Source organism: Crenobacter oryzisoli (assembly GCF_030385785.1).
GTDB lineage: Bacteria > Pseudomonadota > Gammaproteobacteria > Burkholderiales > Chromobacteriaceae > Crenobacter_A > Crenobacter_A oryzisoli.
Genome location: NZ_JAUEDK010000025.1, coordinates 26,277 through 47,733 on the forward strand (window position 1 = coordinate 26,277; position 21,457 = coordinate 47,733).

Below are 21,457 nucleotides of genomic sequence, written 5' to 3' on the forward strand. Positions count from 1 at the left end.
GAATTGACGTTACATCAAGGCTCTGCCGGAAACCTCGCCATGGGCATCAGGAAGGCGCCCCCGCTTTTTCTCGGATCGAATCGAAGAAGAGCAACACCTCGTGATTCCCTGTCCAACGTTGGGTGAGTGATGCTTGGTACCCTTGCCAAGCGTGGCAGGCCATCCATCACACAGTCCGCCCGTGCGCTCTATCGAACCGACAGGCGCTGACGTCATGCGTTGACAATCGTGGCGGCTGTGTGAGCACCTGCACCGGTTGCACTCGCTTCGATCGTCGCTATCAAGCCAGGCAATGCAGCCATGTCGCTGAAAGCGGCCAAGGCGCCAACGCGCAGCAACTGCTCTCGGCCGGCCAGCATGGCAAACCCCAGCGTGCGGATACCCGCTGCCACAGCCGCCGTGACCCCGGCCGCCGAGTCCTCGATCGCGATGCATTGCTGCGGCTCGATCCCTAGTCGTTCCATGGTTTTCCGGTACAGCATCGGCGACGGCTTGGGCTCACACGGCGGGATGGCACTGTAGCAACGGCCAACAAATGGCGTAACAAGACCCGTCTTTTCCAATACGAAAGACACATGTTCCGGGCTGCCGTTGGACACAAGACATTTGATCTGCGGCAGCTGCTCCAGCGCAGCCGCCACGCCGGGCACCGGCTGCAACTCGGTTTCCAGCCGATGCCGGATCGCTGCGGCCAGGTCGATCGCAAAACTCTCAGGAAGTGGCGCTCCATAGTGCTGCTCGAACACTCGCAGGCAGTGGCGGCGAGTATGGCCGAGAAACAACCGGTGGCAGTCTTCACGCGTCAGCTCCAGGCCCAGCCGCCCCCCCGCCAACTGCATCGCAGCCATCACTATCCGTTCGCTGTCGACCAGAGTGCCGTCACAGTCGAACAGCAAATGAGTGATGCCGCTCATGCCGGGCAACTCATGCGGACCAGTTGTGGCTTGGCGATGGCAAGGAAGTCCTGCGAGTCGAGCAGGATGGAGGCGTCGAGCCGACCGGCATTGAAGGCAATCGTGTCATAGCGCTCGACGAGTTCCGGGTCCAACACCAGTTGCAATGCCGATTGGAACGAGAACGGCGGGATGGCGCCGATTTCGCAGCCGGTCAGCTCGGTCGCCACCGCCGCATCGACCAGCTTGGCCTTATGGCCGCCGAGCGCCTGCGCCAAGCGTTGACGGTCAAGCTTGCGATCGGCGGGCAAGACCGCCAGTACCCAGCGCGCTTGAGCCCCTTCGCCATGGATTTCGCACACCAGTGCCTTGGCACCCTGACCAACTTCGGTGCCACGAGCCAGCGCCACGTCTTCCGACTTACCGGCCAGCGCATGGGTAACCACGCGGAAGCGAGCATTGGCTTGTTCGAGCAGCAGCATCAGCGATTTGAATACGGTTTGCATAGCGGAATTCCGTCACATGTTGAAGGGGGAAAACAGATGTCCGCAGTGTATGTCTTGGGTGTTCTGGCGTGTTGCAATACCATGTTGTGGAAACTGCAATAGGGGAGAACACTATGCAGCAGTCGCTGATGTGGGAAATCCGCGTGTTCTGCGCGGTGGTGGACAAACACAGCTTCGTCGCTGCCGCGCGTATGCTCGGCCGTTCGCCCAGCACCATTTCGCGGGCAATCCAGGCGCTCGAAGCAGTGATCGGCAGCGAGCTGCTGCATCGTTCGCACAAGGTGGTGAGCTTGACCGCAGCAGGCGAAAGCTATTACGGCTACGCCAAGCAACTGCTGGCGCTGCAGGAGGAAGCGGAAGAAGAGCTGGCCGGTCTCGGCAGTGCGTCGCAGGGCTGGATTCGCTTTGCCGCACCGGAAAGCATGGCGCTTGGTGTACTGCCGGCGTTGCTGAACGACTTCGGCCAGGCCTATCCGGATCTGCGCATTGACGTACACTTTACCGACGAGACCCTAGACCCGATCCAGGAGAAACTTGACTTCGTGATACGAGGTGCTTTTCCGCAATCAAGCGAACTGATCGGCTTACCACTCTGGAATTACCGCCGTCATCTGTATGCCAGTCCCGAGTATCTGCAGCGACGTGGCATTCCGCAGCAACCGGAGGAACTGGTCGGCCACGACCTGATCATCCATACCTCGCCACGCATTTTGAAAGACTGGCACTTTGCCAGCGGCGAGACGCAGACGCGCTTGAAGGTCGAGCCACGCTACCGCTTCAGTTCCGGGGTAGCGGTCTATCAAGCAGTGCGGCAAGGGGTCGGCATCGCACGGCTGGGAGACTGGCTTGGCGAGCCGGCCGTGCGGGAAGGGGCCTTGGTGCGGCTTTGTCCGGCATATCGGCTAACGTCCAGCACTGGGCAAGATCCACAGATGCATGCCGTGTATGCCTCCGGACGTCAGCCCGGACGAGTGCGAGCCTTCCTGACGGCCCTACGAGCGGCAGGACAGACGATTAACACCTCGACCCTGTAGGCTCGCAGAGCCTTGATCTTATGTTGGCGCATCATCCGGAGCCGCTCTCCTCTAGGCTTCGTCCAAAGACAATGGCCCGACCGCGCAGTAGTGCTCGGTCGGGCCATTGTCTTTATTTTAGGAACGAGGGCTTGTTTCAGATCCGGTAGCTCGCACCGGTCATCAGCTTCGCCGTCAGCGTCATCAGGCTACGCACTGGCAATGGCAGCTTGGCCGCGCCCTGCTCGTGCGCCATTTCAGCATGCTTCACCTCGTCTTCGCGCATCTGCTCGACAATCGCACGGCTCTTGGCATCCTGCTCGGGCAGCTCCTCAAGATGGCTGTCCAGATGAGCCGCCACCTGATGCTCGGTCTCCTCAAGGAAACCCAGATTCCACCGGTCTCCTAGCAGGCCCGCTGCCACCCCTATCGCCAGCGAGCCGGTGTACCACAGGGGGTTCAAGAGACTGGTTCGGCCGCCCAGCTCGCGGATGCGCTGTTCGGTCCAGGCCAAATGCTCGACCTCCTCGAACGCGGCCTGTTTCAGCGCCTCGCGAGCCGCTGGATCGCGCGCGGTCAGCGCCTGTCCCTGGTAAAGGGCCTGAGCGCATACCTCGCCACAGTGGTTAACGCGCATCAGTCCGAGCGCGTGCTGCTTCTCGGCATCGGATAGCTCCGCCTCCGGCAACATCTCGTCCGGATGTGCACGGCTACTGACAGCCGGCGCGAACAGCGTACGCAGGCCGCGGTCGAATTCGGTAATCAGGGAATCGAGCAACATGGACCACCCATCAGCAATTTTTCCCGGCGATTATACCCGCCCACGCCTTGGGCCGCTGCCTGCTGATATAATCGGACGGTTTTTCAGACAACTAATTTGAGCAGAGGACATCCCAGATGAATCTCGAACGCATCGCCCCGGGCAAGGACATGCCGAATGACTTCAACGTCGTGATCGAAATCACCGCGAACAGCGCACCGATCAAGTATGAGTTCGACAAGGACTCCGGCGCGATCTTCGTGGACCGCTTCATGGGCACGTCGATGATGTACCCGGCCAACTACGGCTTCGTACCGAACACTCTGTCCGGCGATGGCGACCCGGTCGACGTGCTGGTAGTGACTCCGTTCGGCCTGCCGCCGGGCGTGGTCGTGCGCTGTCGCGCCCTGGGCCTCCTGAAGATGGAGGACGACGGCGGCGTCGACGCCAAGCTGGTGGCCGTGCCGGTCGAAAAACTGTGCCCGATGTACAAGGACATCCAGAAACTGGAAGACCTGCCGCAGCTGCTGCGCGACCAGATTGTGCACTTCTTCGAGCACTACAAAGATCTGGAAAAAGGCAAGTGGGTGAAGATCCAGGGCTGGGGGTCGCTGGAAGAAGCAACCCACGAGCTGGTTGAAGGCGTGAAGAACTTCAACAAACAGGCCTAATCGGCCTCCCCCGACAACGCCGGCCTCGCGCCGGCGTTGTTGTTGGCGTGGCACCATACTAGCCCATGCCTGCATGGTGCAGCGCAAAAATCGTTTCGCCTAGATACAAAGCGGGCTACCATATTTAGATAGCCCGCTGGTCATGCCTATGCTAATTGATCAGTGTTGGAGGTAGTTGTCCGGGTTGGCTTTGATCGCTTCACCGGCCTTTTGATCGGCAGCCCTGCGTTGTTCGTCGGTCAGCGCTGGCTTTTCTGGTGCCAGTGTTTCGCTGCTGGAGCCGGTCACTGCCGTTACCGAGTCAGATCCCATAGGCATGCCGCCTACGCGGTTATGTTCCCAATAGCCGCCGCCGCCGCTTTGAGCCAGGGCCGCACCTGAAGCCGCGACAAGAATCATCGCGAGAAGAGACTTTCTCATGATCAGGTCTCCTTACGAAGACAAATATCAATACTGTCCTGTTGCTAGATTGGCTTCCCCCCGTATCACCGTCGACCCAATGGACCGGCCTTGTCAGCAACGCTGAAAATAGACTCGCCAGCCTTGGCAGCCTGAAGGCCACTGTGCCGGTTAGCCGCACAACGAAAGTCGTGCTACATAGTCACAAGTTGGATAATTTACAGTGTTATTGGATCGGAACCATTTGCTCAACTCGCCCAGGAAGTCCGAACGATGAAGCTGTCCCTCGATGCCCTGCTGGTACTGGATGCGATCGACCGCAAAGGTAGCTTTGCTGCTGCGGCCAATGAACTGCACCGCGTTCCGTCCGCGATCACCTACTCCATGCAGAAGCTCGAGCAAGACCTGAACGTCGCCCTCTTTGACCGTAGCGGTCACCGCGCTCGCCTCACCGATGCGGGCGAGCTTTTGCTGAAGGAAGGGCGCCATTTGATCGACGCTGCGATCATGCTGGAGCAGCGCCTGCGCAAACACGCTACAGGTTGGGAGAGCGAACTGCGCATTGCTTTGAGTGACCTAATTGATTTTAGTGCCCTATTGCCGCTGATCAAAGCATTCGACGAGCTGCAGTGCGCGACCCGTCTACGCTTTTCCACCGAGGTGTTCGGTGGCACTTGGGATGCGCTGGTCGACAATCGTGCCGATCTGGTGCTCGGCGCCCCAGATGACTCGCCACCGGCCAGCCTGATGAAACGCGAACTGGGACGCATCCCCTACGTATTCGCGGTTTCTCCACAGCACCCGCTCGCCACTCAGCCCGAGCCGCTGCCCGAACACATCATCCGCAAGCACCGCGCCGCCGTGGTCGGCGACACGTCACGTCGCCTCGCACCGCGCACCTCCGCAGTGCTCGATGGCCAGGATGTGCTGACCGTCGCATCGATGCAGGAAAAAGTGCTGCTGCAAAGCAGCGGTCTTGCCACCGGCTTTCTGCCGCTGCCGGTGGTCAAACCGTTGCAGGCCGAGGGCCAGCTGGTGGTCAAACAGACCGAACTGGTACGCGAGCCGGTGCGGCTCTATTACGCCTGGAAAGACCCGAATCCGGGCAAAGCACTCAGTTGGTGGATCGAACGGCTCAGCGAACTGAAGCAGCCGATCTTCGCGATGGAGCCTCCTTGCTGACCGTCACAGCGATCGGAAGCGCCCCCCACCTTGCCTGGTTCAGCCAGCGACTGGCCGGACAAGGTAACACCGCCGCCCCTGGTCCGCCTCCGGCCGGCCTGCCGGAATGGACCGGGCTGTGCCTCGGCTCCTTGTGCATCGACAGCGCCGATGGTCTGCATTGGGCCCGCCAAGAACGCGCTGCGCAGTGCCACGCTCTCGGTCTCGATTATGTTGAACTGGCCGGCCCCTGGCAGGAACAGGGAACCCAATGGGGTTTCATTCTGTTCGTCGGAGGCGATGAGGCGGCACTGCAACGGGCCAGGCCGCTGCTCGATGCCTTGGCGCCGCTACCCGGAGCCTGGATGCACTGCGGCCCGGCCGGTGCTGCCAGTTTCACCGCTTGTGTGCTTGCCGCGTTGAGCCTTCCTCTGGCCGCACTCCCTACCCTGTCGCCGGAACTCTCCCCGCGCGATATCACCGACTGGCAGGCGATACTAAGCCATCAGCTGGAAACCGTGCGTCAGCTCGGCATCCTGGCTCGCGATTACTTGCAAAGCCAAGGCTTGCGCGAAGCGCCGCCGTCACTATCCGAGCCGTCTCCACACTACGCCGCACTGCTTGCCCAGCTCTTGCTGGTGCTGGCCACGCCACTCGATACCGCCGGCGATGCACCGTAATGACATAAAATGAAAAAACCCGCCATCAAGGCGGGTTTTGCATGTGCGATGCGTTGTACCGATTAAGCGGCAGTCTTTTTCGCGCGAGCAGCGGCGGCGCCAGCTGCCTTCACCGAGTTGGAAGCCGCTTCGACGCTGGCTTCGGCCAATTCACTGCCCACCTTGCGGGCGGTTTCGGTCACGCTCTCGAATGCCGCGTTGGTGGTCGTAACGAAGTTTTTCAGCGCATTCACGGCAACGTCAGAGCCGGCCGGTGCATTCTTCGCCAGCTGGTCGAGGGTGGTCAGCACCGACTTGTTCAGATCGGCGATCTGTTCTTCGAACAGGGCAGTGATTTCATTCTGGGTCGCGACAGCCACGTCGTAAACCTGACGAGCGGTGGAGAAGGCTTGGTCGATGGCCGGCTGCATCTTGCTGGCCTGCAGGTCGCTCAGCGCCTTGGCATCTTTCACTTCGGTCAGTGCTTTCAGGGTCTGGGCGTTGTCGGCCAGCACCTTGCGGGACAGCTCGAGCTGCAGGTTGGCAACGCGCTCGGCGCTGGAGATGAACAAAGACGACAGGCGGACGGCTTTATCGAACTGCGCCTGGCCCAAGGCGACGAAATCCTGAGTTTGAGTAGACATGACAACTCCTTAATATGAGGTAGGTAGCCAAGCCACGACAGTTCACCATCGTTAGCCTGCGGCAATTTGCTGCATTGCAACAATCAACATGCTAGACAACGAAACTTACGGCGTCAAGCCTTTTATTGTGCGTCGCACAACAAAAATAAGCCTTTAATATCTCTTCCATTTTTTGCAATTAGAGCCCACCTCTGTTTCGGCGTCATTACAAGGGGGGAGCTGAGCGGTGTTGTAACACTCGCGCTACACCGTGACCGCCTACCGGCTCGCATTGAAACCGACTGACCAAGCCGATACACTCCCGCCATAGAAGAAATCTATTTATCCGGAACATCATGAGCCAGACGGCCCACGCCTTCGACATCAAGTCCGCCAGCCTCGATTTGCTGGCGCTGTTACTCAAGACCGCCGACCCGGCCGAGCTGCAGACGGCACTCGACGCACGCTTTGGCAACACCACCGAAACGGCCAGCGAAGCCTTCCTGCTCGACCTCGACGGCTTGCCGAATGCGATGGAACTGCCCCTCGCCGAACTGCTGCCGTTGTTTTCGCGCTACGGTATTCGTGTTGTGGGCTTGCGCCACAGCAGCCGTTCACTGGCGGCGCTTGCCAGCCAGCACGGCCTTGCCTTCAGCCAGGCCAGCACGCCACCGCGCGGTACGCTGGCCGAGACGGCAGCACCGGAAGCGCCGGTTGTGGCTGCACCGGTGGCTGCAGCGCCGGCCCAAGCCCCGGTGTCCGTTCCGGCACAGACACTGATCATAGACCGGCCGGTGCGAGCCGGTCAGCAGATTTACGCCCGCGGTGGCGACCTGGTGGTGCTGGCGATGATCAGCGCCGGTGCCGAGGTCATCGCCGACGGCAACATCCATATCTACGCCCCGCTGCGCGGACGTGCGCTGGCCGGAGCCCGCGGCAATCTGGCCGCGCGCATCTTTACCCAGTCGATGGAAGCTGAACTGGTGTCGATCGCCGGCGTCTACCGCACTATCGAGCAAAGGCTGCCAGAGAGCATCCTAGGGAAACCCACTCAGATCTATCTCGACAGCGAACGCCTTGTGATGACGGCGCTGGGTGAATGATTCAACGGACTTCACTGTAAGGAATCCAATTCGTGGCAAAAATCATCGTTGTAACGTCCGGCAAGGGCGGCGTGGGCAAGACCACCACCAGCGCCAGCTTCGCATCTGGCCTTGCCCTGAAGGGCCACAAGACCGCGGTGATCGACTTCGACGTCGGCCTGCGCAATCTCGACCTGATCATGGGCTGCGAGCGCCGCGTGGTCTACGACCTGATCAATGTGGTCAACGGCGAGGCCACCCTCAATCAGGCGCTGATCAAGGACAAGCATTGCGACAATCTGTTCGTGCTGCCGGCCTCGCAGACCCGCGATAAGGATGCGTTGTCGAAGGAAGGGATCGAAAAGGTCTTGGACGAGCTCGATGAGATGGGCTTCGACTACATCGTTTGCGACTCGCCGGCCGGCATCGAGAAGGGCGCGTTGTTGGCGCTCTACTTCGCTGACGAGGCGATCATCGTGACCAACCCGGAAGTGTCGTCGGTGCGGGACTCGGACCGCATCCTCGGCATTCTCTCGTCCAAGTCGCGCCGTGCCGAAAATGGCGACAAGCCGGTCAAGGAACACCTGCTGATCACCCGCTACGCCCCGGCCCGCGTCGACAAGGGCGAGATGCTGTCGGTCGACGATGTGAAGGAAATCCTGCGCGTGCCGCTGATCGGCGTGATTCCGGAATCGCAGGCGGTGCTGCAGGCATCCAACGCCGGCTCGCCGGCGATTCACCTCAACGGCACCGATGTGTCCGAGGCGTACAAGGATGTGGTGTCGCGCTTTGTCGGCGATGACAAGCCGATGCGCTTCCTCGATGCGCCCAAGGTGGGCTTGCTGAAACGTCTGTTCGGAGGCTGATCCCATGTCGCTGATGGAACTGATTTTCGGCAAACGCCAGAAAAGCGCAGAGATTGCTCGCGAACGCCTGCAGATCATTCTCGCGCACGAGCGCAACGGCCGCACCGGCACGCCGGACTACCTGCCGGCGCTGCAGCGCGAGCTGATGGACGTGATCTCGAAATACGTCCGGGTCAACCAGGACGACATCAAGGTACAGCTGGAACGCCAGGACGACATGGACGTGCTTGAAGTCAATATCGTTCTGCCGGAAAACCAACGCTAACGGTATGACGCTGACCGAACTGAGATATATCGTGGCAGTGTCGCGCGAGCGGCACTTCGGCCGCGCCGCTCAAAGCTGCTTCGTCAGCCAGCCTACGCTGTCGATCGCGATCAAGAAGCTCGAGGATGAGCTGGGTGTGACGCTGTTCGAGCGCGGCGGCACCGAAGTGGCGGTCACCGAGATCGGCGAGCGCATCGTCGAGCAGGCCCAGCGCGTGCTCGAAGAGGCCGACACCATCAAACAGCTGGCCGGCGAGCAGCAGAACGAGCTGGTCGGCCCGCTGAAGCTGGGCGTGATCTTCACCATCGGCCCCTACCTCTTGCCGCGGCTGATCCCGGCACTGCGCATCCTGGCGCCGAACATGCCGCTGATCCTGGAAGAGAACTACACTGCGCGCCTGGCCGAGATGCTCAAGCGCGGTGAGGTCGATGCGATCATCGTCGCCGATCCGTTCGACGAACCGGGCACGGTGGCCTATCCCCTCTACGATGAGCCGTTCGTGGTCGCCACGCCGAAGGGACACCCGTTCGAGAAGCGCAAGGCGATCCGCACCTGTGAGCTGGCAGACGAGAGCGTACTGCTGCTCACCCAGGGCAACTGTTTCCGCGATCAGGTGCTGGCCTCGTGCAGCGAACTGGCCAGCCGGCAGAACCATGCTGGCCTCGCCGGCATGTTGCAGGGCAGTTCGCTCAACACCATCCGCCATATGGTGGCGAGCGGCATGGGCGTGACGGTGCTGCCGAACACATCGGTAGGCCCGGCCGACGACGTGCTGTTCTCGACTGTGCCGTTCGCCGCCCCTGCGCCGCAGCGCCGCGTGCTATTGGTGACGCGCAAGCAGTTCTTCCGCAAATCGGCGATCACCACGCTGCAGCAGGCGGTGTTCCGCTCCGGACTCCCCGGCGTCACGATGCTGGAAGACGAGACGGCGTTGGCCTGAGCCCTCGGTGTAGACAGCGCTTGGCCGAATCCATCGCGGATTCGGCCAAGCTTTTTCGTTCTTGACGGCGGCCCTACAGCGTCTTGCTCATGAAGTACTTGCAGCCATCGCGCGGATACGCCGGTTGCTCCCACTCGACCCGGTAGCCGTGCCTTTCGTAGAAAGGTCGGGCCTGGAAGCCGAGCGTGTCGAGCAGCACGAAGCGACACCCGCGCTCGCAGGCGCGCCCCTCGAGCGCTTGCAGCACCCGGCTGCCCCAGTCCTGGCCGCGTAGTGTCGGCGACACCCACAGGTAGTCGAGCAGCAGCCAGTTACCAAAGGTGCGAGCCGACGCGCCGGCGACGATCTCGCCGGCCTCGTTGCGCACCGTCACCGCCAACGGCAACCTTTCCTTCACTTCCCAATGCTGCTGGTTGAACTCGACGATCTTGCGCTTGAAGAACTCGCCCAACTCGTCGGCCGGCTGATCGATGACATCCAGTTGCATACCGAGCCTTTCTCGACAGTCCTGGCCGCTCAGGCTTCGCGCACCAACGCCGCCAGGCGGGCGATACCCTCTTCGATCCGCTCGGCACTGGCATGACTGAAGTTGAGGCGCAGATGGCCGAGCCCATCCTCCGGATTTGGATAGAACGGCTCGCCCGGCATGAACGCGACGTTGTGCTGCTCCAATGCTACCTTCAAGAGTTCCCGGGTATCGATAGTCCGGTTTAGCTTCAGCCAGAAGAACAGGCCGCCCTGCGGGATCTGCCAGGTGGCGAGGTCGGCGAAATGACGTTCCAGTGCCGCTTGCATCGCATCGCGACCGACACGGTAGGTGGCGGCAAGCTTGGCGAGATGGGCAGGATAGTCCGGGCTCGTCAGCCAGCGGGTGACGAACCACTGTGCCGGCCGGTTGGCATGCAGGTCGGCGGCCTGCTTCAGTTTGACAAGATGCGGCAGCAGCGTCGGCGAGGCAATCAGGTAGCCGAGGCGCAGGCCCGGCGCCAGCGTCTTGGAGAAGGAGCCGGCGTAGATCCACGGCGCGTTCTTCAGGTGCGACACCAGCGGTGCCGGCGCCGCGCCGTCGTAGGCCAGCGCGCGGTATGGGTCATCCTCGAACACCGGCACGTTGGCCGCATCAAACACTTCGGCCAACTCGCGGCGGTTATCTGCGTCGTAGCAGGCGCCGGATGGGTTCTGGAAGCTCGGGATCAGGTAGGCGAGGCGCGGCTTGTCGGTCGCGATCGTCGCCTGCACCGCCTCGGCAGGCAGCCGGCCACTCTGCTGTGCCACCGCGCTGATGCGGGCACCGAACAGGTTGAAACACTGCAGCGCGGCGAGGAAGGTCGGCCCCTCGGTGAGCACCGGCGTGCCCGGGTCGATGAACAGCTTGGCGGCCAGGTCCATCGCCTGCTGCGAGCCGGTCAGCACCAGCACCTGGTGGGGTTCGCAGACGATACCCATCTTGTTGGCCTCGGCGGCGATGGCCTCGCGCAGCGCCGGTTCACCTTCGCTGGTGCCATATTGCGCCAGGCCTTGCGGGATGCCGCTGAAGTCGAGCATGGGCAGACAGGACGGCGCCGGCAGGCCGCCAGCGAAGGAGATCACTTCGGGTCGCTGGGCGGCGGCGAGAATCTCGCGGATCAGCGAGCCGGTGAGGCGTTCGATGCGTTCTGAAAACATGCTAAGCTCCAGGCGGGTGGGTTTTATGGCAATAACACTGACCTAAATATGAGGCCACAAGAGTTAGTACGTCAATATGGTTGACTTAAAATCCGACGCCGACCTGCGCAACGCGATGGAGGCGTTCTTCCAGGCCTATCGTGCCTTTACCGCCAAGCCGGACCAGATGTTGGCCGAACGTGGCCTGGCACGGGTCCATCATCGCATCCTGTTCTTCGTCGCGCTGTACCCGGGGCTGAGCGTCAAGTCGCTGCTGGCAGCGCTAGGGGTGAGCAAGCAAGCGATTCATGCACCATTGCGCCAGCTAGTGGAACTACAGCTGGTCGAAACCCGGATCGCCAGCCACGACAAGCGGGTGCGCGAGCTGTGGCTGACTGACGCCGGGGCCGAGCTGGAACTGGCGCTGCACCGCGAGCAGGCACGCTTGCTACGCGATGCCTTTGCCGACGGGCCTGCGAGTACCCGCGACGGTTGGCTGGACGGCAACCGCCGCCTTGCCGATGCCGAACAGCGCGGCACCTGACATCGTCACGACGACAGGGCTTCTCCTGTCGGCATAGACAACAGCCTAACCCCGCCGCCAGCAAATGCCAATAGAATAATTATGCCAATCCAGACTAAACCCTGCAGAGGGGTGAACGCCTGGGCTTGCTGTGGGATGGCTACCCGAACTTCGACCGTACCGCTGGGTCGGCGGACCGGTTTCCCCCAGAAACGATTCGGCCAACCTTAAGGTTGGCCGAAAGTTTTGAAGTGCGCGTCAGTTGCCCGACGGCGGGGCTTCGATGCGCCGGTAGCATACCTCCAGCACTTCGATCTCCTCGCGGCCGTCCGGGCCGTTGAACACCACCAGATCGCCCTCACGCGCCTTGATCAGCGCACGTGCAATCGGCGAGATCCAGCTGATGTGGCCACGTGCCAGATCGAGCTCGTCGACGCCGACGATGCTAACCGTCTGCTCATGACCGTTGCCGCGCAGCATGGTCACGGTGGCACCGAAGAAGATCTGGTCGGTCGCCTCGCGGGTTTCCGGGTCGACCACCTCGGCCGCTTCCAGCCGCTTGGTCAAGAAGCGGATGCGCCGGTCGATCTCGCGCAGTCGGCGCTTGCCGTACAGGTAGTCGCCGTTCTCGGAACGGTCGCCGTTGCTGGCCGCCCAGTTGACGATGTTGACCACCTCGGGCCGCTCACGATTGACCAAGTGATACAGTTCGTCCTTCAGGCACTGCCAGCCCTGCGGAGTGATGTAATTTTTGGTCGAACGCGGCAATTGCAGCTCGACGGGCAGATCGTCGTCGAGGTCGTCGTCGTCCGATTCGCGGGTAAAGGCTTTGCTCATCGTTGCGCCATCCGAAATGAAAATGGCCCCCGGCATTTACCGGAGGCCATTTAAGTCTACACCTTAGCGGCGATCTTTGGACTGACCGGTAATGGTCAGCTTGGCCCACTTCATAATGTTGGCCACTTCGATCTCGTTCAGTTCGTAGAACTGACCGCGCTTCAGGCGTGCCGGCAGGCCGATCGGGCCGAAACGCACGCGCATCAGGCGACTAACGGTCAGCCCGACGCTCTCGAAGATGCGGCGCACTTCGCGGTTGCGGCCTTCGCGGATCACCACGTTGTACCAGTGGTTGGCGCCTTCGCCGCCCTGGTCGATGAAGCGATCAAGCTTGGCCGGGCCGTCGTCGAGCAGCACTTCGGTAGTCAGCCACTTCTTCTGGTCGTCGTTCACTTCGCCCAGCACGCGGACCGCGTATTCGCGCTCCACCTCGAAGCTCGGGTGGGCGAAGCGGTTCACCAGCTCGCCGCTGGTGGTGATGATCAGCAGGCCCGAGGTGTTGACGTCGAGACGGCCGATACTGACCCAGCGGCTGCTCTTGGCCTGCGGCAGGCGGTCGAAGATGCTGACGCGGCCGCCCGGATCGTCACGGCTGACGATCTCGCCTTCCTGCTTGTGGTAGATGATGATGCGCGGCAGGCGGTCCGGCCACTTCAGCTTGATGTTGTCGCCCTTGACGGTGACGCGGTCCTGCGGACCGACATGGTCGCCCAGCGAGGCCTTCTTGCCGTTGACCAGCACCAAGCCCTGCTCGATCCACTCTTCCATCTCACGACGCGAACCGACGCCGGACGCGGCCAGTGCCTTCTGCAGGCGCACAGGCTCAATGTCTTCGGACTTCACGCGGGTTTCGCGCAGGCGGTTGGCGCGTGCCTGGGTTTCCTGGTTCGGGTTGCGCACCACCAGCTTCTTGGCCTTGGTGGTGGTCGGCGAACCTACGCTGCGACGTTCGTTGCCAAAGCGGCTGCGCACGCCGGTACCCGGCTTGCGACCGGTCGGCAGCGATTCGTCGTAGCGCACGCGGTCGGCGTGTTCCTGCTCCGGGGTACGACGCGACTGGCCCTTGCCGGCCGGGGCACGGTCGTCGCGCTGGAACGGCTTGCGCTCGTCGTTGCCGAAGCGACGGTTGTCGTCGCGTTGGCCGAACGGCTTGCCGCCTTCGCGGCGCTCGTCATTGCCGAAACGGCGGTTGTCGTCGCGCTGGCCGAACGGCTTGCCGCCTTCGCGACGCTGGTCATTGCCGAAGCGACGGTTGTCGTCGCGCTGGCCGAACGGCTTGCCACCTTCGCGGCGCTCGTCGTTGCCGAAGCGGCGGTTGTCGTCGCGCTGACCGAACGGCTTGCCGCCTTCACGGCGCTCGTCGTTACCGAAACGGCGATTGTCGTCGCGCTGGCCGAACGGCTTGCCGCCTTCGCGGCGCTCGTCATTGCCGAAACGGCGGTTGTCGTCGCGTTGGCCGAACGGCTTGCCACCTTCGCGGCGCTCGTCGTTGCCGAAACGGCGGTTGTCGTCGCGTTGGCCAAACGGCTTGCCGCCTTCACGGCGCTCGTCGTTGCCGAAGCGGCGGTTGTCGTCGCGTTGGCCGAACGGCTTGCCACCTTCGCGGCGCTCGTCGTTGCCGAAGCGGCGGTTGTCGTCGCGCTGGCCGAACGGCTTGGAACGACGGTCCTGGCCCTGCGGCGCGTTGCTGAACGGGCGCGGCTCGTTGCCGAACGACTTCGGCGCGCGGCGCTCGTGCCCCTTGCCCTGCCCCTGCGGCGCATTGCTGCTGACCGACTTGATGAAGCCGCCCGGCTTGCGCGGGGCGCTCGGCTGGCTGCGGGTGTCACGCGACACCGGCTGGCGGGCGTGGTTGCGTTGTCCTTTAGACATAACTTTCCTGTTCTGTGTCGGGGTCGGCGCCTACCTCGGCCGACGCGTCATCCGCGTCGCCTTCATCGGCAGTCGCCTCGTTGGCCTCGGGGATCACCAGGGTGCCCAGTTCGGCCAACGGGGGCAGGTCCTTCAGGGAGTTCAGCCCCAGATCATCGAGAAACTTGCGGGTGGTTGCGTACAAGCCGGGTCGCCCCGGCACGTCCTTGTGGCCGATCACTTCGATCCAGCCCCTCTCCAACAGCGTCTGCATCACGCTGGTGGATACCGACACGCCGCGGATCGACTCGATGTCGCCGCGGGTGACCGGCTGCCGGTAGGCGATGATCGCCAAGGTTTCCATCACCGCCCGCGAATAGCGGGGCGGTTTTTCCGGGTTCAGCCGCGCAAGATAGGGCGTAAATTCCGCCCGCGCGCGAAAGCGCCAACCGGAGGCGAGCTTGACCAGCTCAATGCCCCGGCCACGCCAGTCGCCCTGGATGTCGTCCAAAATATCGTTGATCAGCGCCGCCTTGATGTCTTCGGTGAAGAGCTTCTTCAGCATCGACACCGTCAGCGGCTCGGAGGCGGTCAACAGCGCCGTCTCGAGCACGGTCTTGAGGTACTTGAGATCGGTAATGGTGGACATAGAGCAGTGTAGTCTAATAGAGACTTTCGCGCGAAGGCGCGGATTTTACACGGTTTTTTGCGGTAACGCTGGGGTTTCGCCGTAGCCAGCGGCTCAGACGATCGCCAGCCGCACATAGATAGGCTGGTAGGCCGCTTCCTGGCTGACCTTGATCAGCCCTTCCTTCACCAGCTCCAGCACCGCGATGAAGTTGACCACCAGATGCGCCACGCCCTTGTCGAGGTCGAACAACTCCTCGAAGGCGACGTAATCACGGCCGCCCAGATAGCGCAGGATCCAGCTCATCTGCTCGCGCACCGACAGCTCGTCCTTCTCCACCTGGTGGCTGCGCTTGTGCTTGGCGCGTGACAGGATGGCGAGCCAGGCTTGGCGCAGGTCGATGGCCGCGACGTCGGGCAGGCGCTCCTCGGCCACCTGCTCGAGCAGCACCGCCAGCCAGGCGAAGTCGCGGTCGGCCTGCGGCATCTTGTCGAGCTCCAGCGCGGCGAGCTTCATCTGCTCGTATTCGAGCAGACGGCGCACCAGCTCGGCACGCGGGTCGTCCGGCTCGTCCTCGGCATCGGAAGGCGGGCGCGGCAGCAGCAGCCGCGACTTGATCTCGATCAGCAGCGCCGCCATCAGCAGGTACTCAGCCGCCAGCTCCAGCCGCTCGGCGCGCATGCTGTCGATGTAGCCCATGTACTGAGTGGTGATCTCGGCCATCGGGATGTCGAGCACGTTGAGGTTCTGCTTGCGGATCAGGTAGAGCAGCAGATCGAGCGGCCCTTCGAAGCTCTCCAGAATCACCTGCAGCGCGTCGGGAGGGATGAACAGGTCCTGCGGCACGTCCAGTACCGGCTGGCCGAACACATGCGCGACCGGGGTATTAGCCGGCAGCTCGGGCGCGGTGAGGGCGAAGTCGTCCTGCACGTCATCAGCCACGGCGCCCTCCCCGATTCGGCAAGCCGAACGCGCACGGCACGGCCCCGCCCGAGAGGCGGGCGGTCGCGATCAAGCCGAATCGGCCGTGTCGTATCATCATGCGTTCCAGATCAAAACGGGGCCGACGGCCCCGTGTGTAGAGCAAGGCAGGTTACGCGCTCAGTAGCCCAGGCCCATCGCGTCGCGCACCTCGCGCATCGTCTCGCTGGCGTGGGCGCGGGCGCGGCTACAGCCGTCGGCGACGATCTCGCGCACCAGGTTCGGGTTGTCCAGGTACTGCTGGGCGCGCTCGAACATCGGCTGCTGCTCGCGCAGCACGCCATCGATCACCGGCTGCTTGCACTCCAGGCAGCCGATGCTGGCGCTCTTACAGCCCGCCTGCACCCACTCGCGGGTAGTCTCGTCGGTGTACACCTGGTGCAGCTGCCACACCGGGCACTTGGCCGGATCGCCGGCGTCGGTGCGACGCACCCGGGCCGGGTCGGTCGGCATCGCGCGCACCTTCTTGGTCACCGATTCCGGCGCCTCACGCAACGTGATGGTGTTGCCGTAGGACTTGGACATCTTCTGGCCGTCGAGGCCCGGCATCTTCGACGCCTCGGTCAGCTTGGCTTCCGGCTCCGGCAGGATGATCTTGCCCTTGTTCTCCAGATAGCCGAGCAGGCGCTCGCGGTCGGCCGCACCGATGTTCTGGCTGCCGATCAGCACCTCGCGCGCCGCCAGCAGCGCCTCGGCGTCGCCGTCCTGCAGGTAGCGGGTGCGCAGCTTTTCCAGCTCTTTGCCGCTCTTGCCCATCTTCTTGATTGCCGCCTTGGCCAGCTCTTCGAAGTTCGGTTCGCGCCCATACAGGTGGTTGAAACGGCGCGCCACCTCACGGGTCAGCTCGATGTGCGGCACCTGGTCCTCGCCCACCGGCACCTGGCTTGCGCGGTAGACCAGGATGTCGGCCGCCTGCAGCAGCGGGTAGCCGAGGAAGCCGTAGGTGCCCAGGTCCTTGGTGCTGAGCTTCTCGATCTGGTCCTTATAGGTCGGCACCCGTTCCAGCCAGGACAGCGGGGTGATCATCGACAGCGCCAGGTGCAGCTCGGCATGCTCGGGCACGCGGCTCTGGATGAACACGGTGGCCTTGTCCGGGTCAACGCCAGCGGCGAGCCAGTCGATCACCATGTCCCAGATGCTGGCCTCGATCACCGACACGTCGTCGTAGGCGGTGGTCAGCGCGTGCCAGTCGGCGACCATAAACAGACAGTCGTGCGCATGCTGCATCTCGACCCAGTTCTTGATCACGCCATGATAGTGCCCGAGGTGCAGCTTGCCGGTCGGGCGCATGCCCGAAAGAATGCGATCAGCCATATGAATGCGGTTTTCGTTGAGTGGCGGCGGCCGGCAAGACAAGCCGGGCAAGGTGGCGACACACTTGCCCGGCCAGTATTGAGACCGCGTCGTTTACAGGAGTTGACTGAGCAGATAATACACGAGGTTCATGAACGGTCTCATGATCGGTGACAGCAGGCCGGTCAACAGCAGGCCCATCAGGATCCACACCCCGTAAGGCTCGATGCGCGAATAGCGGTAGGCGGTGCCCGGCGGCAGCAGACTCTCGACGATGCGTCCACCGTCCAGCGGCGGGATCGGAATCAGGTTCAGCACCATCAGGGTGACGTTGATGCCGACACCGGCCTGGCTCATCAACCGCAGCGGCACCGAGTAGTCATTGTCGATCACCATCGACAGTTTCAACAGCAGCACCCAGATCACCGCCATCACGAAGTTGGCGGCCGGACCGGCCGCCGCCACCCAACGCATATCGCGTTTCGGATTGCGCAGCCCGCTGAAATTCACCGGCACCGGCTTGGCCCAGCCGAACAGGAAGCCACCGGTCACCAGGCACAGGATGGGCAGCAGCACCGTGCCGATCGGGTCGATGTGCTTCAGGGGGTTCAAGGTCATCCGCCCCATCATGTAGGCGGTGGCGTCGCCGAAGCGCTTGGCCGCATAGGCGTGCGCCGCCTCGTGCACGGTGATGGCGAACAGCACCGGCAAGGCATAGATGGTGATTTTCTGGATCAGATCGTCCACTACAAAACATCCCTTTATCTGTAACGGAAAGCCCGGCCGCATTCGACCGACGATTCAGCATTATTGTTCTTAAGATGGTGGCAGAGCCCCCTACCCTCAATGGCTTGGCCGCGTCAAAGGCAGGCGGGGCTGGGGTTCTTCGACACTCATAGGCCAAAGATCGCCGGATCGCCCTTGCCGGCACGCAACAGCTCCACGCCGTCGGTCATGTCGATCACCGTGGTGGGCTCGGTGCCGCACCAGCCGCCGTCGATCACCAGATCGACACTGTGCTCCAGCCGGTCGCGGATCTCGTACGGATCGGTCATTGGCTCGTCCTCGCCCGGCAACAGCAGCGTCGACGACAGGATCGGTTCACCCAGTTCGGCCAACAGCGCCTGCGTGGTCGGGTGATCAGGCACGCGCAGGCCGATGGTCGAGCGCTTCGGGTGCAGCGTGCGGCGCGGCACCTCTTTGGTGGCCTGCAGGATGAAGGTGTAGCTGCCCGGCGTGGCGGCCTTCAGCATGCGGAACTGGCCGTTGTCGACCTTGGCGTAGTGGGCCAGTGCCGACAGGTCGTGGCAGACCAGCGTCAGGTGGTGCTTGAGGTCGATCTCGCGGATCGCCAACAGCCGCTCCATCGCCTGCTTGTCGCCCAGCGCGCAACCGAGCGCGTAACAGGAATCGGTCGGATAGACGATCACCCCGCCCGACCGCAGGATCTTCACCGCCTCGCGGATCAGTCGCGCCTGCGGGTTGTCCGGGTGGATCTGGAAAAACTGCGACATCGCTTTCTCCTTATTGTCGTGGCGACTCGCCAGTGCTACTCGGGTAAAGACATCCTTAGGCATTCACCCAGCGGGCCCATACCGGCTTGCAGATCGGCGGCAGGTCCTGCGTCAGGCCAACATCGCGCCCCCCCTCGCCCGGCGCGTGAAAATCGCTGCCGGCGCTGGCGAGCAAGTCGAAGCGCTGGGCGTACAGCGCATACTTGTGCATATCGTCGAGGCTGTGGCTACCGCTGGCGACCTCGATCGCCTCGCCACCGGCGTCCTTGAAATCGAGGATCAGCCGCTCGGTCAGGGTGCGGCCGAAGTCGTAGCGCCCCGGGTGCGCGATCACCGCCACGCCGCCGGCGGAACGGATCCAGCCCACCGCGTCGGCCAGGCTCGCCCACTGGTGCGGCACGTAGCCGGGCTTGCCGGGGGTGAGAAACTTGCGGAACACCGCCTTGGTGTCCTTCACCAGCCCTCGGCCGACCAAGTAGCGCGCCACATGGGTGCGGCCGACCATCTCGGGGTTCTCCGCCAGCGCCAGCGCACCGTCGTAGACCCCGTCGATGTCGGCCTTGAGCTTCAGCTGCTCTGCCATCTCGGCCAGCCGGGCGAGTCGCCCCTGGCGGATGCCGCTGAGCCCTTCGGCCAATATTGCATTGTCCGGGTCGATGCCGAGGCCGACGATGTGGATGGTGTGCTTGGCCGACCAAGTCACCGACACCTCGACGCCGGCGACGAAGCCCACACCGTGCTCGGCCGCGGCGGCGCGCGCCTCGGCGATGCCGGCGGTGCAGTCGTGGTCAGTCAGCGCCACCAGCGTCGCGCCACGCCCGGCGGCGCGCGCGATCACCTCGGCCGGCGCCAAGGCGCCGTCCGAAGCGGTCGAATGAAAATGCAGGTCGATGCTGGCCATGGTCTAACCCTGTATCCCGTTACGCGCCTTCCAGGCGGCAAGCTTGGCACGGTACTCGTCCATCTGTTCGCGGTAGATGTCCCACACGCACGGATCGCAGCCCGAATCGCAGCAGGCGCCGTCAGCCGGCGGCTCGGGGGCTTCCGGTTCCGGATCGAACGGATCGTCATCGACCGGCTTGCTCGGCTCGACCAGGTCGACGTCGCCCGGCAGCGGTGCGTCGCTCATGCCGCCACCACGCGGATGGTAAAGCCGTCGCCGCTGACGGTCTGGCCGGCGCGGATCTTGCAGGTCTTGCGCAGCTCCACTTGGCCGTCGACCTGGACATTGCCCTCGGCGATGAAGTGCTTGGCCGCGCCGCCGCTGTCGGCGACCGCACAGATTTTCAACAGGTCGCACAGCGCGATGTATTCACCGTTCAATTCAAACGTTTCGTTCATTTCTTCACACTCCGGCTGGACAGCGTTGTGGGTGCGCTGTGGACAACGTTGCCAAGCCCTTATTCGTTAAGCAGTTTTTTTGCCTGCCTATTTTTTGACCAGTTCGGCTGATACGAGTTTTCCCGTATTTGGCCAACTATCCCCACCCGTACGGGACAGTGCTGTGAGCGGACTGTGGACAAACTCGGCAAATGCTTGATCTACCGCCGCTTTGTTATACACGCTCATTTTTTAAGCAATGCTTCGATTGCAGCCAGCGCGCTCGTCAAACGCACCGGCCGATCACCGGCAACAATCAGCGGCGCCACGCCGTCGCGTTCCAGCGCCGCCTTATAGAGATCGAACAGCCAATCGCGCTGAGCCGGATGGCTGCGCAACGGATCGGGCTGCCAGGCAATGTCCGGCTTCGCCAGCAACGTCAGCGCGTAGTCGCGTGGCCGACTCAACGCGAGCAGCACGGCACTGGCCGTACCGAACGCCACCTCGGCCCAGATGCGGTTGGTCAGCGCGGTGCTGTCGCACAACAACAGCTCGCACGAGGCCGCCATCGCATCCTCGCGGCGCCGCTGTTCCTGCGCGATCGCCTCAATGTCGGCCATCGTCGGCCGATACGGGCGGCTCGCGTAATACTCGCGCGCGTACTCGTCGACCCGCGCCACCGCCACGCCTCGGTCGGCCAGCGCCAGTTGCAGAGCCGCGGCCAGGGTGCTCTTTCCGCTCGACTCCGGCCCGACGATCGCGACCCGCTGCGTCGCAGAATGCTTCGCCACGACGACTCCACCCCAATAGAAAACCGTCCATTATACGGCGTGCCATGGCCCGTCCCCAAAAGGGTGGGGTTGCACCGCCGCAGTTTTGCACATGGCGCGGGGACAGCGGTGTTGATCGGCTGTGGAAAAGCCATCTAACACACTGATACAGCTTGGCTTTCCGAACGCCGCCCATTTTTTGTGCAGTGCGACGAAGTTGCCCCCAGCCGGGGTGGAGAGCGGTGTGGAGCGACTGTG

The 21,457-nt window shown here is 63.0% G+C and carries 26 protein-coding genes and 1 pseudogene; 9 read left to right on the top strand and 18 right to left on the bottom strand.

The window, feature by feature from the left end; genetic code table 11:
• Positions 1-212: 212 nt before the first annotated feature.
• A complete protein-coding gene (locus QU481_RS14175; RefSeq protein WP_289830682.1) occupies positions 213-914 on the bottom strand; it encodes an HAD family hydrolase in 702 nt (233 codons plus the stop codon).
• A complete protein-coding gene (locus tag QU481_RS14180) occupies positions 911-1,399 on the bottom strand; it encodes a YbaK/EbsC family protein (protein ID WP_289830683.1) in 489 nt (162 codons plus the stop codon). Before QU481_RS14180 ends, QU481_RS14175 begins: the two co-directional genes overlap by 4 nt.
• A 113-nt stretch (positions 1,400-1,512) precedes the next feature.
• Between QU481_RS14180 and QU481_RS14185 the strand changes: the two genes are divergently transcribed.
• A complete protein-coding gene (locus QU481_RS14185) occupies positions 1,513-2,433 on the top strand; it encodes a LysR family transcriptional regulator (RefSeq protein WP_289830684.1) in 921 nt (306 codons plus the stop codon).
• A 136-nt stretch (positions 2,434-2,569) separates the two neighbouring features.
• Here QU481_RS14185 and coq7 read toward each other — a convergent pair whose 3' ends face one another.
• Complete coding sequence (coq7, locus tag QU481_RS14190) at positions 2,570-3,190, bottom strand: 2-polyprenyl-3-methyl-6-methoxy-1,4-benzoquinone monooxygenase (RefSeq protein ID WP_289830729.1); 621 nt, start codon at positions 3,188-3,190, stop codon at positions 2,570-2,572.
• Positions 3,191-3,309: 119 nt separating this feature from the next.
• Between coq7 and ppa the strand changes: the two genes are divergently transcribed.
• Positions 3,310-3,843 (top strand): inorganic diphosphatase, encoded by a 534-nt coding sequence (ppa, locus tag QU481_RS14195; RefSeq protein WP_289830685.1) that lies wholly within the window; start codon positions 3,310-3,312, stop codon positions 3,841-3,843.
• Positions 3,844-4,002: 159 nt separating this feature from the next.
• On the opposite strand, the gene QU481_RS14200 is transcribed toward ppa, so the two are convergent.
• Complete coding sequence (locus tag QU481_RS14200; RefSeq protein ID WP_289830686.1) at positions 4,003-4,263, bottom strand: hypothetical protein; 261 nt, start codon at positions 4,261-4,263, stop codon at positions 4,003-4,005.
• Between the two features lie 252 nt (positions 4,264-4,515).
• Here QU481_RS14200 and QU481_RS14205 point away from each other — a divergent pair, with 252 nt between their 5' ends.
• Positions 4,516-5,424, top strand: a complete 909-nt coding sequence (locus QU481_RS14205) for a LysR family transcriptional regulator (RefSeq protein ID WP_289830687.1) — start codon at positions 4,516-4,518, stop codon at positions 5,422-5,424.
• Positions 5,418-6,083: a hypothetical protein gene (locus QU481_RS14210; RefSeq protein WP_289830688.1), complete on the top strand. Its 666-nt coding sequence runs from the start codon at positions 5,418-5,420 to the stop codon at positions 6,081-6,083. The genes QU481_RS14205 and QU481_RS14210 overlap by 7 nt, the downstream gene beginning before the upstream one ends.
• Before the next feature lie 62 nt (positions 6,084-6,145).
• Here the strand turns inward: QU481_RS14210 and QU481_RS14215 are convergent, their stop codons facing one another.
• Complete coding sequence (locus QU481_RS14215; RefSeq protein WP_289830689.1) at positions 6,146-6,706, bottom strand: phasin family protein; 561 nt, start codon at positions 6,704-6,706, stop codon at positions 6,146-6,148.
• Between the two features lie 335 nt (positions 6,707-7,041).
• Between QU481_RS14215 and minC the strand changes: the two genes are divergently transcribed.
• From minC to QU481_RS14235, 4 genes are read left to right on the top strand one after another with little or no spacing between them, the layout of a single operon-like run.
• Positions 7,042-7,788, top strand: a complete 747-nt coding sequence (gene minC, locus QU481_RS14220) for a septum site-determining protein MinC (RefSeq protein ID WP_289830690.1) — start codon at positions 7,042-7,044, stop codon at positions 7,786-7,788.
• Positions 7,789-7,820: 32 nt separating this feature from the next.
• Positions 7,821-8,633, top strand: coding sequence for a septum site-determining protein MinD (gene minD, locus QU481_RS14225; protein ID WP_289830692.1), 813 nt, complete (start codon positions 7,821-7,823; stop codon positions 8,631-8,633).
• 4 nt (positions 8,634-8,637) lie between these two features.
• Positions 8,638-8,898, top strand: a complete 261-nt coding sequence (gene minE / locus QU481_RS14230; RefSeq protein ID WP_289830693.1) for a cell division topological specificity factor MinE — start codon at positions 8,638-8,640, stop codon at positions 8,896-8,898.
• Positions 8,899-8,902: 4 nt separating this feature from the next.
• Entirely contained in the window at positions 8,903-9,838 is a 936-nt protein-coding gene (locus QU481_RS14235; protein ID WP_289830694.1) for a LysR substrate-binding domain-containing protein, read from the top strand.
• A gap of 73 nt (positions 9,839-9,911) precedes the next feature.
• Here the strand turns inward: QU481_RS14235 and QU481_RS14240 are convergent, their stop codons facing one another.
• Both QU481_RS14240 and QU481_RS14245 read right to left on the bottom strand, forming a co-directional pair.
• Entirely contained in the window at positions 9,912-10,325 is a 414-nt protein-coding gene (locus QU481_RS14240; RefSeq protein ID WP_289830695.1) for a GNAT family N-acetyltransferase, read from the bottom strand.
• Positions 10,326-10,354: 29 nt separating this feature from the next.
• Entirely contained in the window at positions 10,355-11,503 is a 1,149-nt protein-coding gene (locus tag QU481_RS14245) for an aminotransferase-like domain-containing protein (protein ID WP_289830696.1), read from the bottom strand.
• A gap of 76 nt (positions 11,504-11,579) precedes the next feature.
• Here QU481_RS14245 and QU481_RS14250 point away from each other — a divergent pair, with 76 nt between their 5' ends.
• A complete protein-coding gene (locus tag QU481_RS14250; RefSeq protein ID WP_289830697.1) occupies positions 11,580-12,026 on the top strand; it encodes a MarR family winged helix-turn-helix transcriptional regulator in 447 nt (148 codons plus the stop codon).
• Between the two features lie 237 nt (positions 12,027-12,263).
• On the opposite strand, the gene greB is transcribed toward QU481_RS14250, so the two are convergent.
• From greB to QU481_RS14305, 11 genes and pseudogenes are all read right to left on the bottom strand, one after another.
• The gene (greB, locus tag QU481_RS14255; protein ID WP_289830730.1) at positions 12,264-12,773 is read right to left on the bottom strand and encodes a transcription elongation factor GreB; all 510 of its coding nucleotides are present in this window, start codon (positions 12,771-12,773) and stop codon (positions 12,264-12,266) included.
• A gap of 132 nt (positions 12,774-12,905) precedes the next feature.
• A pseudogene (locus QU481_RS14260) lies at positions 12,906-13,931 on the bottom strand (pseudouridine synthase); the annotation flags it as partial.
• A 775-nt stretch (positions 13,932-14,706) separates the two neighbouring features.
• Positions 14,707-15,342, bottom strand: a complete 636-nt coding sequence (gene scpB / locus QU481_RS14265; RefSeq protein WP_289830698.1) for an SMC-Scp complex subunit ScpB — start codon at positions 15,340-15,342, stop codon at positions 14,707-14,709.
• Positions 15,343-15,435: 93 nt separating this feature from the next.
• Positions 15,436-16,263, bottom strand: coding sequence for a segregation and condensation protein A (locus QU481_RS14270; RefSeq protein WP_435382737.1), 828 nt, complete (start codon positions 16,261-16,263; stop codon positions 15,436-15,438).
• A gap of 159 nt (positions 16,264-16,422) precedes the next feature.
• Positions 16,423-17,616: a tryptophan--tRNA ligase gene (locus QU481_RS14275; RefSeq protein WP_289830699.1), complete on the bottom strand. Its 1,194-nt coding sequence runs from the start codon at positions 17,614-17,616 to the stop codon at positions 16,423-16,425.
• A 93-nt stretch (positions 17,617-17,709) separates the two neighbouring features.
• The gene (locus QU481_RS14280) at positions 17,710-18,384 is read right to left on the bottom strand and encodes a site-2 protease family protein (protein ID WP_435382738.1); all 675 of its coding nucleotides are present in this window, start codon (positions 18,382-18,384) and stop codon (positions 17,710-17,712) included.
• 104 nt (positions 18,385-18,488) lie between these two features.
• Positions 18,489-19,109: an L-threonylcarbamoyladenylate synthase gene (locus tag QU481_RS14285; RefSeq protein ID WP_289830701.1), complete on the bottom strand. Its 621-nt coding sequence runs from the start codon at positions 19,107-19,109 to the stop codon at positions 18,489-18,491.
• A gap of 55 nt (positions 19,110-19,164) precedes the next feature.
• A complete protein-coding gene (locus tag QU481_RS14290) occupies positions 19,165-20,010 on the bottom strand; it encodes a 3',5'-nucleoside bisphosphate phosphatase (protein WP_289830702.1) in 846 nt (281 codons plus the stop codon).
• A gap of 3 nt (positions 20,011-20,013) precedes the next feature.
• Positions 20,014-20,238, bottom strand: a complete 225-nt coding sequence (locus tag QU481_RS14295) for an oxidoreductase-like domain-containing protein (RefSeq protein ID WP_289830703.1) — start codon at positions 20,236-20,238, stop codon at positions 20,014-20,016.
• Positions 20,235-20,450: an RNA-binding S4 domain-containing protein gene (locus tag QU481_RS14300; RefSeq protein ID WP_289830704.1), complete on the bottom strand. Its 216-nt coding sequence runs from the start codon at positions 20,448-20,450 to the stop codon at positions 20,235-20,237. Before QU481_RS14300 ends, QU481_RS14295 begins: the two co-directional genes overlap by 4 nt.
• 224 nt (positions 20,451-20,674) lie before the next feature.
• Positions 20,675-21,220 (bottom strand): AAA family ATPase, encoded by a 546-nt coding sequence (locus tag QU481_RS14305; protein ID WP_289830705.1) that lies wholly within the window; start codon positions 21,218-21,220, stop codon positions 20,675-20,677.
• Positions 21,221-21,457: the final 237 nt, after the last annotated feature.

Bases quoted from the DNA above. Each gene is read 5' to 3' on its own strand.
- QU481_RS14175 (WP_289830682.1), bottom strand. From the start codon at position 914: ATGAGCGGCATCACTCATTTGCTGTTCGACTGTGACGGCACTCTGGTC.
- QU481_RS14180 (WP_289830683.1), bottom strand. From the start codon at position 1,399: ATGCAAACCGTATTCAAATCGCTGATGCTGCTGCTCGAACAAGCCAAT.
- QU481_RS14185 (WP_289830684.1), top strand. From the start codon at position 1,513: ATGCAGCAGTCGCTGATGTGGGAAATCCGCGTGTTCTGCGCGGTGGTG.
- ppa (WP_289830685.1), top strand. From the start codon at position 3,310: ATGAATCTCGAACGCATCGCCCCGGGCAAGGACATGCCGAATGACTTC.
- QU481_RS14200 (WP_289830686.1), bottom strand. From the start codon at position 4,263: ATGAGAAAGTCTCTTCTCGCGATGATTCTTGTCGCGGCTTCAGGTGCG.
- QU481_RS14205 (WP_289830687.1), top strand. From the start codon at position 4,516: ATGAAGCTGTCCCTCGATGCCCTGCTGGTACTGGATGCGATCGACCGC.
- QU481_RS14215 (WP_289830689.1), bottom strand. From the start codon at position 6,706: ATGTCTACTCAAACTCAGGATTTCGTCGCCTTGGGCCAGGCGCAGTTC.
- minC (WP_289830690.1), top strand. From the start codon at position 7,042: ATGAGCCAGACGGCCCACGCCTTCGACATCAAGTCCGCCAGCCTCGAT.
- minE (WP_289830693.1), top strand. From the start codon at position 8,638: ATGTCGCTGATGGAACTGATTTTCGGCAAACGCCAGAAAAGCGCAGAG.
- QU481_RS14235 (WP_289830694.1), top strand. From the start codon at position 8,903: ATGACGCTGACCGAACTGAGATATATCGTGGCAGTGTCGCGCGAGCGG.
- QU481_RS14240 (WP_289830695.1), bottom strand. From the start codon at position 10,325: ATGCAACTGGATGTCATCGATCAGCCGGCCGACGAGTTGGGCGAGTTC.
- QU481_RS14245 (WP_289830696.1), bottom strand. From the start codon at position 11,503: ATGTTTTCAGAACGCATCGAACGCCTCACCGGCTCGCTGATCCGCGAG.
- QU481_RS14250 (WP_289830697.1), top strand. From the start codon at position 11,580: ATGGTTGACTTAAAATCCGACGCCGACCTGCGCAACGCGATGGAGGCG.
- scpB (WP_289830698.1), bottom strand. From the start codon at position 15,342: ATGTCCACCATTACCGATCTCAAGTACCTCAAGACCGTGCTCGAGACG.
- QU481_RS14275 (WP_289830699.1), bottom strand. From the start codon at position 17,616: ATGGCTGATCGCATTCTTTCGGGCATGCGCCCGACCGGCAAGCTGCAC.
- QU481_RS14280 (WP_435382738.1), bottom strand. From the start codon at position 18,384: ATGCGGCCGGGCTTTCCGTTACAGATAAAGGGATGTTTTGTAGTGGAC.
- QU481_RS14285 (WP_289830701.1), bottom strand. From the start codon at position 19,109: ATGTCGCAGTTTTTCCAGATCCACCCGGACAACCCGCAGGCGCGACTG.
- QU481_RS14290 (WP_289830702.1), bottom strand. From the start codon at position 20,010: ATGGCCAGCATCGACCTGCATTTTCATTCGACCGCTTCGGACGGCGCC.
- QU481_RS14295 (WP_289830703.1), bottom strand. From the start codon at position 20,238: ATGAGCGACGCACCGCTGCCGGGCGACGTCGACCTGGTCGAGCCGAGC.
- QU481_RS14300 (WP_289830704.1), bottom strand. From the start codon at position 20,450: ATGAACGAAACGTTTGAATTGAACGGTGAATACATCGCGCTGTGCGAC.